This is a genomic window from Planctomycetota bacterium, assembly GCA_035574235.1.
Classification (GTDB): domain Bacteria; phylum Planctomycetota; class MHYJ01; order MHYJ01; family JACPRB01; genus DATLZA01.
Genome location: DATLZA010000165.1, coordinates 42,043 through 50,644, shown reverse-complemented (window position 1 = coordinate 50,644; position 8,602 = coordinate 42,043). Strand labels below are relative to the sequence as shown.

The window sequence follows — 8,602 nt, the reverse complement described above, 5'->3', positions numbered from 1 at the left end:
GCCATGGGCGTCTGCGTCGTGGGGGGCGGGCCCTATTACAAGTGGGGCTACTCCGTGGTCAAGGGGGTGGACAAGGTGGTGCCGGTGGACGTGTACGTGCCGGGCTGTCCCCCGCGGCCGGAGGCGCTTCTGGACGGAATCATCAAGCTGCAGAAGAAGATTCAGCGGCAGACGCTGGCCAAGGACCCCGAGGTGGACCGGGACGCGTATCTCGTGACCCCCGCGCTTCCGGGCCGCAAGGGCTCCTACGCGGAAGTCAAGCCCCTCAACTGATCCGGGGATCCGAGGATCCGCTCCATGACCCACGCGGGTAAGGCGCTCGAAACCCAGGACATGCTGCTCAACATGGGGCCGCAGCACCCCTCCACCCACGGGGTCCTGCGCCTCATGATCCGCACGGACGGCGAGCTGGTCAGCGAGGTGACCCCCGTCGTGGGGTACCTCCACCGGTGCGCGGAGAAGATCGGCGAGAACCTCCGGTACGAGCAATTCGTGCCGTACACGGACCGGATGGATTACCTCTCGTCGATGAGCGACAACCTGGGCTTCTGCCTGGCGGTGGAGCGGTTGCTTCAGGTGGAAGTCCCGCCGCGCGCGCAGTACATCCGCGTCATCATGGCGGAACTCAACCGGATCGCCTCGCACCTGCTGGCCTTCGGGACGTACGGTCTGGACATCGGCGCGTTCACGCCGTTCCTCTACGCGTTCCGCGAGCGCGAGATGATCCTGAACATGTTCGAGTACGTCTGCGGGGCGCGGCTCACGTACAACTACGTGAAGGTCGGCGGCGTCATGCGCGACGTGGACAAGAAGTTCGCCGAGATGGTGTTCAACTTCCTGGACATCTTCGACGACCGCCTGAAGGACTATAACGAGCTGCTCAGCTACAACCAGATCTTCATCACGCGGACGCGGGGACTCGGCGTGATTCCGGCGGCGATGGCCGTGGATTACGGGCTGACGGGTCCCAACCTTCGGGCGTCCGGGGTCGATTACGACGTCCGCAAGGCCATGCCCTATTCGGGGTACGACAAGTTCCAGTTCAAGACGTGTCTCGGCAGCGACAAGGTGGGGGTTCTGGGCGACTGCTGGAACCGCTACTGGGTGCGGATCGAGGAGATGATCGAATCCTGCAAGATCGTGCGCCAGGCCATGGAAGGGCTGCCGGCGGGGAAGGTGGCCGCCGATCTGCGCAAGATCAAGCCGGCCAAGGGTGAAGCCTACACGTGCATCGAGAACCCCCGCGGGGAGCTGGGGTTCTACATCATCTCGGACGGTTCCGAGACGCCCACCCGGGTCAAGGTCCGCGCGCCGAGCTTCGTCAATCTGGCGATCATGTCGGAGGCGGGCAAGGGCGTGCTCATCGCCGATCTCATCGCCATCCTCGGATCGATCGACATCGTCCTCGGCGAGATCGACCGCTAGCGCGTCCGCGTTCCCCGCAGCGCGGCCGCCGCGGAAGGAACATCCTCGGCCACCGTCACGGAGTCCAGAAGCCCCATCAGCGAAAAGACCTCCCGGACCTGAAGCGTCGGCCGGGCGAAGGCAAGGCCGCCTCCCCGCCTGCGCGCCGTGTCCAGGCAGGCCAGAAACGCGCTGAACCCGGCGGAGGCCACGTAATTCGCCTTTCCGAGATCGACCACCAGGCGGTAGATTCCCCGGAGGAAGAAGCCTTCGGCGAGCGAGCGGAACAGGGACACATTGGAAGCGTCCAGGGACCCCTGCAGCTCGATGAGCCCGACGCCGGGCTCGAGGTCCTCGGAGCGGATCTTCAGGATCGGTCCCGGGCCGTGCGTCATGGTTCGAGAGAGATTATACCCCGGAGGGGCCTCGGTGGGGCTCGGCTTGAAGGAGGGACGGAAGGGTGGTACTGTGAAATTCATGCCGGCCCGGACGGAGGTGGATGGGGCGGCGGAAAGCGCTCGGAGGAGAACCGGCGACGGGAAGCCATCCAGAGAGGGAGCGTCGGGCCATCCTGGCCCGGCGGATAAAGCCATGAAGAAGGCCGTCGTGGGGCTGCTGGGAGCGGTGCTGGCGGGCTGCGCCGGGCGGGCCGCATCGCCGAACCCGTACGTCCCTCCCGAGGCCCTTCACTCTCCGGGCTCCACCCTCATGGCCGCCGGGGGCGTCATGGCGACCGCGATCGGGACGGATCTGGCGCAGGATCGGCGCCGCTCGGCCCGCACGCGGGCGGCTGGCGCGGCCGCGGCCGCCGCCGGGGCGGGGATGCTCGTCGCCGCCCTCGTGGACGCGATCGAAGTCCAGAAGGAGCGCGAGAAGTTCCACACCCTTCATGGGGCCTTTCTGAGGCAGATGCGCGGATCTCCGCCCGCGGATCTTCCAACGCGTCCGGTGGAGCCTCTCCCTGAAGTGCCCTTCCGGTTCAACCCCGAGGATTCCCCTCTGAGCGGGGCGCCCGACCCGTAGGATTCCGTCGAGCGTCCCGCGGGGTGGACGCCGACCCGTCGGAGTTCCTACAATACGCGGCGCCATGGCCGAGCGCGAAGTCCTCGAGGTGGACGTTCTTTTCGTCGGCGCCGGTCCGGCCGGATTGGGAGGAGCCATCCGCCTGGCCCAGCTTGCCAAGGCGTCCGGCCGGGCGGTCAACATCGCGGTCCTCGACAAGGCACGGGAAATCGGAGCTCATACCCTCTCCGGCGCGGTCATGGACCCGAAGTCGCTTCGGGAGCTTTTCCCGGACTTCGAATCTCAGGGGGCGCCGATCGAATCGCCCGTGGAAGAGGACTACGTCTGGTTTCTCACTCGGGACGAGTGCGCGGCGCTGCCTTTCACGCCGCCTTCCCTCCGCAACCACGGACATCTCATCGTGTCGCTCGCGCAGCTGGTGCGGTGGCTCGGCCGGCAGGCGGAGGCGCTGGGGGTGAATCTTTTCCCGGGCTTCGCGGCGGTGGAGCCCCTCATCGAAGAGGGGCGCGTGGTCGGCGTGCGCACGGGCGACAAGGGGGTGGATCGCCGCGGACAGCGGAAACCCAACTTCGAGCCCGGGGTGGATCTTCGGGCGAAGGTCACCGTCGTGAGCGAAGGCCCGCGCGGATCGCTCACGCGGCTGCTCGTCGAGCGCTTCCGGCTCGACGAAGGACGCCAGCCTCAGGTTTACGCCGCGGGGGTCAAGGAGATCTGGGAGCTTCCTGCCGGGACCGTTCCGCGCGGCCGCGTGATCCACACGATGGGATGGCCGCTGCGGAACGACCAGTTCGGCGGCGGATTCATCTACTCCATGTCCCGGGACCGGCTCGACATCGGGTTCGTGGTCGGGCTCGATTACAAGGATCCGTTCACCGATTCGCACCACGAGTTCCAGCGCTTCAAGACGCACCCGAAGATCCGGTCGATGCTCGAAGGCGGGCGCCTCGTCGAATACGGCGCCAAGACCATCCCCGAGGGGGGCTGGTATTCGGTGCCCCGCCTGCACATGCCGGGGGCGCTCCTGGCCGGGGATGGCGCGGGGCTCCTGGATCCCCAGCGGCTCAAGGGCGTCCATCTGGCCCTGAAAAGCGGCATGCTGGCGGCGGAGACGGCGTTCGAGGCGCTGGAGAAGGGGGACTTCTCCGACCGGACGCTGGCGTCGTACGGCGCGCGCATCGAAGGGAGCTTCATCCGCCGGGAGCTCTGGAAGTCCCGGCACTTTAAGAAGGGATTCAAATACGGATTCGCCGCCGGTCTTCTGGGAGCCGCCTTCGCCGAGGTATCCGGCGGCTGGAGCCCCTTCGCGGGCGTTCGTCTGGCGCCGGGTCACACGCGGATGCAGACGATCGAGCGCTACCACGGCACCCCCCAGGCGCGGCCGGCGCGGATTGCGTTCGACGACCGGCTGACGTTTTCGAAGCTCTCGGACCTTTACGTGTCGGGCACGATGCACGAGGAGGATCAGCCGTGCCACCTGCTCGTTCTCGAGCCGGATCTCTGCGTGTCCCGCTGCGTGCGCGAATACGGGAACCCCTGCCAGCATTTCTGTCCCGCGGCGGTCTACGAGTGGGTCCGGAAGGACGAGAAGGACGTGGGCCGCCTTCAGATCAATGCCTCCAACTGCGTCCATTGCAAGACGTGCGACATCATGGATCCCTACGGCATCATCCGATGGGTGCCCCCGGAGGGAGGCGGGGGCCCGTCGTACCAGAACCTGTGACCCGCGGGGAACGGGAAGGGAGGAAAGGCGGATCGCCATGAAATGCTTCAACTACATCGACGGGCGGTGGGTCCCGGCGCGGAGCGGCCGGACCTTCCAGGACCGCAACCCGGCGGATCTCGAAGACGTGATCGGGGAGTTCCCGGCCAGCGGTCCCGAGGACGTGGAGGACGCGGTCGCGGCGGCCCGCCGGGCGTTTCCCGCGTGGCGCCGCACCCCGGCGCCCCGGCGCGGAGAGATCCTCTTCCGCGCCGGCGAGCTGCTCCGCGCGCGCAAGGAGGAACTGGCCCGGGCGATGACGCGCGAGATGGGCAAGGTGATCCAGGAAGCCCGGGGCGACGTCCAGGAGGCGATCGACACGGCCTTTCTGCACGCCGGAGAAGGTCGCCGCCTGCACGGCTTCACCGCCCCCTGCGAGCTTCCCGACAAGGCGGGATGGACGATGCGCGCGCCGATCGGCGTGGCCGGCCTGGTGACGCCCTGGAACTTTCCGATGGCGATCCCCGCCTGGAAGACCTTTCCCGCGCTCGTGGCCGGGAACACCGTGGTTCTCAAGCCCGCCAGCGATACGCCTTATTGCGCGGAGCTTCTGGCCCGGGTGCTCGCCGAGGCGGGCGTGCCCCCCGGCGTCTTCAACCTCGTTCACGGCCGCGGCTCCGAGGTCGGCGCGGCGCTCGTGCGCCATCCCGACGTGCGGGTCCTCAGCTTCACGGGGTCGTCGGCCGCGGGGCGCGAGATCGCCGGCGCCGCCGGGCCGGCCCTCAAACGGCTGTCCCTGGAACTCGGCGGCAAGAACGCTCAGATCGTGATGGACGACGCGGACCTCGATCTCGCCCTGGAGGGCGCGCTGTGGGGGGCGTTCGGCACGACGGGCCAGCGCTGCACGGCGACGTCCCGGCTCATCCTCCATCGGAAGATCCACGACGACTTCCTCCAGCGGTTCCTCGCGCGGGCGCGGACGCTTCGGCTGGGAAACGGCCTGGACGAGAAAACCGACGTGGGCCCTCTCATCAACCCCGCCCGCGTCGAAGCGGTCCAGGCCTACGTGGAAGTGGGCCGCAAGGAAGGATCGCTCGTTCTGGGAGGAGAGCCGGCGACGGAAGGGGCCCTGCGGAAAGGATGCTTCTACAAGCCCACGATCTTCGACGGCGTCCGGCCGGAGGCCCGGATCGCGCGGGAGGAGATCTTCGGTCCCGTCGTGGCCGTCCTCACGGTCGGCGACCTGGACGAGGCGCTTCGGGTGCTCAACGACGTCGAGTACGGGCTGTCGAGTTCGATCTACACGCGCGACGTCAACCGGGCCTTCGCCGCCGTCCGGGAGATCGACGCGGGAATCGTGTACGTGAACGCGCCGACGATCGGAGCGGAGTGTCACTTTCCCTTCGGGGGCACGAAGAGCACCGGCAACGGGCACCGGGAAGGGGCCCATCCGATCTACGAGGTCTTCACGGAGTGGAAGACGGTCTACGTGGACTACAGCGGGCGGCTCCAGAAGGCCCAGATCGACACGGCGGAATGAGCCCGTGCGGCGCGGGCGGCGGATCAAATGTTTGATTTCTCCGCCCCGAAAAGGTAAGAAGGCTCGCCATGAAAATCGGGATTCCGCGGGAGATCGCTCCGTTCGAGCGCCGCGTGGCGATCGTTCCCGAGACGGTCCGCAAGCTGGCTCCCCGGAAAATCGAGGTCCTCGTCCAGGCCGGGGCGGGCGAAGGGGCGTTCGTGTCGGATGCGGAATACCGGGACGCGGGGGCCACGGTCGTGGCCTCGGTGGAGGAGCTCGTGTCCCGGGCGGACGCGATCGTGAAGGTGAATAAGCCCGCGCCCGAGGAGATCGCCCGGTTCCGGGAAGGGACGGCGCTGGTGAGTCTCCTTTACCCGCTGTCCAACGCGGACCTTGTGCGCGCGCTGGCGGCGCGGCGGATGCTCGTCGTGGCGCTCGACATGATCCCTCGGACGACGCTCGCCCAGGCGATGGACGTTCTCTCGTCGCAGGCGAATCTGGCCGGCTACTGGGCCGTGGTCGCGGCGGCCGCGAAGCTGCCGAAGATTTTCCCGATGCTGATGACCGCGGCGGGGACGCTCACGCCGGCGCGCGTGCTGGTCATGGGCGCGGGGGTGGCCGGGCTTCAGGCGATCGGCACGGCGCGCCGTCTGGGCGCGGTGGTGGAGGCCACCGACGTGCGTCCCGAGACGAAGGAACAGGTGGAGTCCCTCGGGGGCAAGTTCCTCGAGGTCAAGGGCGTGGAAGTGAAAACCGGTCAGGGCGGGTACGCCGCCGAGCAGTCGGAGGAGTACAAGCGCAAGCAGGCCGAGCTGATCGCGCAGGCCATTGCGAAGGCGGACGTGGTGATCACGACCGCCCTCATCCCGGGACGGAAGGCTCCGACGCTCGTGACGGACGAGCATCTCCGGTCGATGCGGCCGGGATCGGTCGTGGTGGACCTGGCGGCCGAACAGGGAGGCAACGTCGTGGGGACCGAGCCCGGCAGGGAAGTCGTCCGGCACGGGGTGACGATCCTCGGACCGATGAGCGCCCCGAGCCAGGTGGCCCAGAACGCGAGCCTGGTCTTCTCGAGGAACATCGAAAAGCTCCTTCTCCATCTGACCGCCGACGGAGCCTGGAAGATCAACCTGGACGAGGAAATCACCCGCGGGTGCGTCATCGCGCGGGAAGGGGAGGTCGTGCACCCGAAGGTGAAGGAAGCGATGAAATGACGGAAGCGCATTACTGGGTCCTGGTCTTTTACATCTTCGCGCTGGCGGTGGCGGCCGGGGTGGAACTCATTTCCAAGGTGCCGCCGCTTCTTCATACGCCGCTCATGTCCGGATCGAACGCGATCTCGGGCATCACCCTGGTGGGCGCGATCCTGGCGGCGGTCTACGCCTCGTGGGACTTCAAGGGCGTGCTGGCCTTCCTCGGGGTGACGCTGGCGACGATCAACGTGGTGGGCGGCTACGCCGTGACGGACCGCATGCTTCAAATGTTCAAGAAGAAGAAATGAACATTCCCGTCGAAATCTGTTATTTTCTCGCCTCCCTCCTCTTCATGCTGAGCCTGAAGGGCCTGGCGTCTCCCCGGACGGCCCGGCGCGCCAACTTCATCTCGATGGCGGCGATGGCGCTGACGGTGGTGCCCACGTTCTTCTGGAGAGTCGGAGGGACGCGGGGCGGCGCGCTCATCAACAATCTGGTCATCATTCTCGGAGGCGTCGCGCTGGGCTCGGCGATCGGCCTGGTGTCCGCCTACAAGGTGAAGATGACGGCCATGCCGCAGATGGTCGGGCTCTACAACGGCTTCGGCGGGGCGGCGTCGCTTCTCGTGGCCGTGGTCGAGTTCGTGCACAAGCACGGCCTCATGCGCCAGGGCATCGCCGGCGCCGAGGCGCTGGACGTGGCGGGGTCCATTCCCGTGCATCTTTCGGTCCTGATCGGCGGCGTCTGCTTCACGGGGTCGATGGCCGCGTTCGCCAAGCTTCAGGAACTGATTTCGGGCCGTCCGATTCTCTTCCCGGGCCAGCATTTTCTGAATCTCGCGCTTCTCCTGGGGGCCCTGGCGATCGGAGCGTTTCTGACCGCGCGTCCGGCCGCCGACGCGAGCCTGGCGCTCTTCGGAGGGCTGGTCGTGCTCTCGCTGGTTCTCGGATGGCTCGTCGTCATCCCGATCGGCGGCGCGGACATGCCGGTGGTGATCTCGCTCATGAATTCGTACTCGGGAATGGCGGTGACGACCACGGGATTTGTGCTGCGCAACAATGTACTCATCATCGTCGGATCGCTCGTCGGGGCCTCGGGCATCATCCTGACGCAGATCATGTGCAAGGCCATGAACCGGTCGCTCGCCAACGTCATGTTCGGCGGGTTCGGAGCGGCGCCGTCGGCCGCGGGCGTCTCGGCCGCCGCGGCCAAGGGAACGGTCAAGGAAGCTTCGGCGGAAGAGGCCGCCACCATCCTGGGGAATGCCCAGTCCGTCATCATCGTCCCGGGCTACGGCATGGCCGTGGCCCAGGCGCAGCACGCGGTGCGCGAGCTGGCCGACCTGCTCGAGCGGCGCGGCATTCAGGTGAAGTACGCCATTCACCCGGTGGCGGGGCGCATGCCCGGCCACATGAACGTTCTTTTGGCGGAAGCGAACGTTCCTTACGACCGTCTCTTCGAACTCGAGACGATCAACGACGAATTCCAGCGCACGGACGTGGCGCTGGTCGTCGGCGCCAACGACGTCGTGAACCCGGCGGCCAAGAATACGCCCGGCAGCCCGATCTACGGGATGCCCGTGCTGAACGTGGACCAGGCCAAGGCCGTCATCGTCCTGAAGCGAAGCATGAATCCCGGATTCGCGGGGATCGAGAACGAGCTTTTCGTTCAGCCGAACACGATGATGGTCTTCGGCGACGCCAAGCAGACCCTCGCCAAACTCGCCCAGGCGCTCAAAGACGGGGCGGTATAAATCCTTCG

At 67.2% G+C, this 8,602-nt stretch carries 9 protein-coding genes; 8 read left to right on the top strand and 1 reads right to left on the bottom strand.

The genetic code is table 11. From position 1 onward, the window contains the following. Nucleotides 1-273: NADH-quinone oxidoreductase subunit B (locus tag VNO22_15495; GenBank protein ID HXG62772.1), on the top strand; the 273-nt coding region annotated here is incomplete at its 5' end. 24 nt (nucleotides 274-297) lie between these two features. Next, a complete protein-coding gene (locus tag VNO22_15490; GenBank protein ID HXG62771.1) occupies nucleotides 298-1,425 on the top strand; it encodes an NADH-quinone oxidoreductase subunit D in 1,128 nt (375 codons plus the stop codon). Here the strand turns inward: VNO22_15490 and VNO22_15485 are convergent. Further along, nucleotides 1,422-1,799 carry an STAS domain-containing protein gene (locus VNO22_15485; protein HXG62770.1) on the bottom strand — a complete coding sequence of 126 codons (378 nt, stop codon included), beginning with the start codon at nucleotides 1,797-1,799 and terminating at the stop codon, nucleotides 1,422-1,424. The genes VNO22_15490 and VNO22_15485 overlap by 4 nt on opposite strands. 196 nt (nucleotides 1,800-1,995) lie before the next feature. On the opposite strand from VNO22_15485, the gene VNO22_15480 reads away from it, so the two are divergent. From VNO22_15480 to VNO22_15455, 6 genes are all read left to right on the top strand, one after another. Then, entirely contained in the window at nucleotides 1,996-2,427 is a 432-nt protein-coding gene (locus tag VNO22_15480) for a hypothetical protein (protein ID HXG62769.1), read from the top strand. 64 nt (nucleotides 2,428-2,491) lie between these two features. Beyond that, complete coding sequence (locus VNO22_15475; GenBank protein ID HXG62768.1) at nucleotides 2,492-4,147, top strand: electron transfer flavoprotein-ubiquinone oxidoreductase; 1,656 nt, start codon at nucleotides 2,492-2,494, stop codon at nucleotides 4,145-4,147. Between the two features lie 37 nt (nucleotides 4,148-4,184). Beyond that, on the top strand, nucleotides 4,185-5,666 hold the full coding sequence (locus tag VNO22_15470; GenBank protein ID HXG62767.1) for an aldehyde dehydrogenase family protein: 1,482 nt from the start codon (nucleotides 4,185-4,187) through the stop codon (nucleotides 5,664-5,666). A 68-nt stretch (nucleotides 5,667-5,734) separates the two neighbouring features. Then, entirely contained in the window at nucleotides 5,735-6,862 is a 1,128-nt protein-coding gene (locus VNO22_15465; protein ID HXG62766.1) for a Re/Si-specific NAD(P)(+) transhydrogenase subunit alpha, read from the top strand. Then, nucleotides 6,859-7,149: an NAD(P) transhydrogenase subunit alpha gene (locus VNO22_15460; protein ID HXG62765.1), complete on the top strand. Its 291-nt coding sequence runs from the start codon at nucleotides 6,859-6,861 to the stop codon at nucleotides 7,147-7,149. Before VNO22_15465 ends, VNO22_15460 begins: the two co-directional genes overlap by 4 nt. Further along, nucleotides 7,146-8,594, top strand: a complete 1,449-nt coding sequence (locus VNO22_15455; GenBank protein ID HXG62764.1) for an NAD(P)(+) transhydrogenase (Re/Si-specific) subunit beta — start codon at nucleotides 7,146-7,148, stop codon at nucleotides 8,592-8,594. The genes VNO22_15460 and VNO22_15455 overlap by 4 nt, the downstream gene beginning before the upstream one ends. Nucleotides 8,595-8,602: the final 8 nt, after the last annotated feature.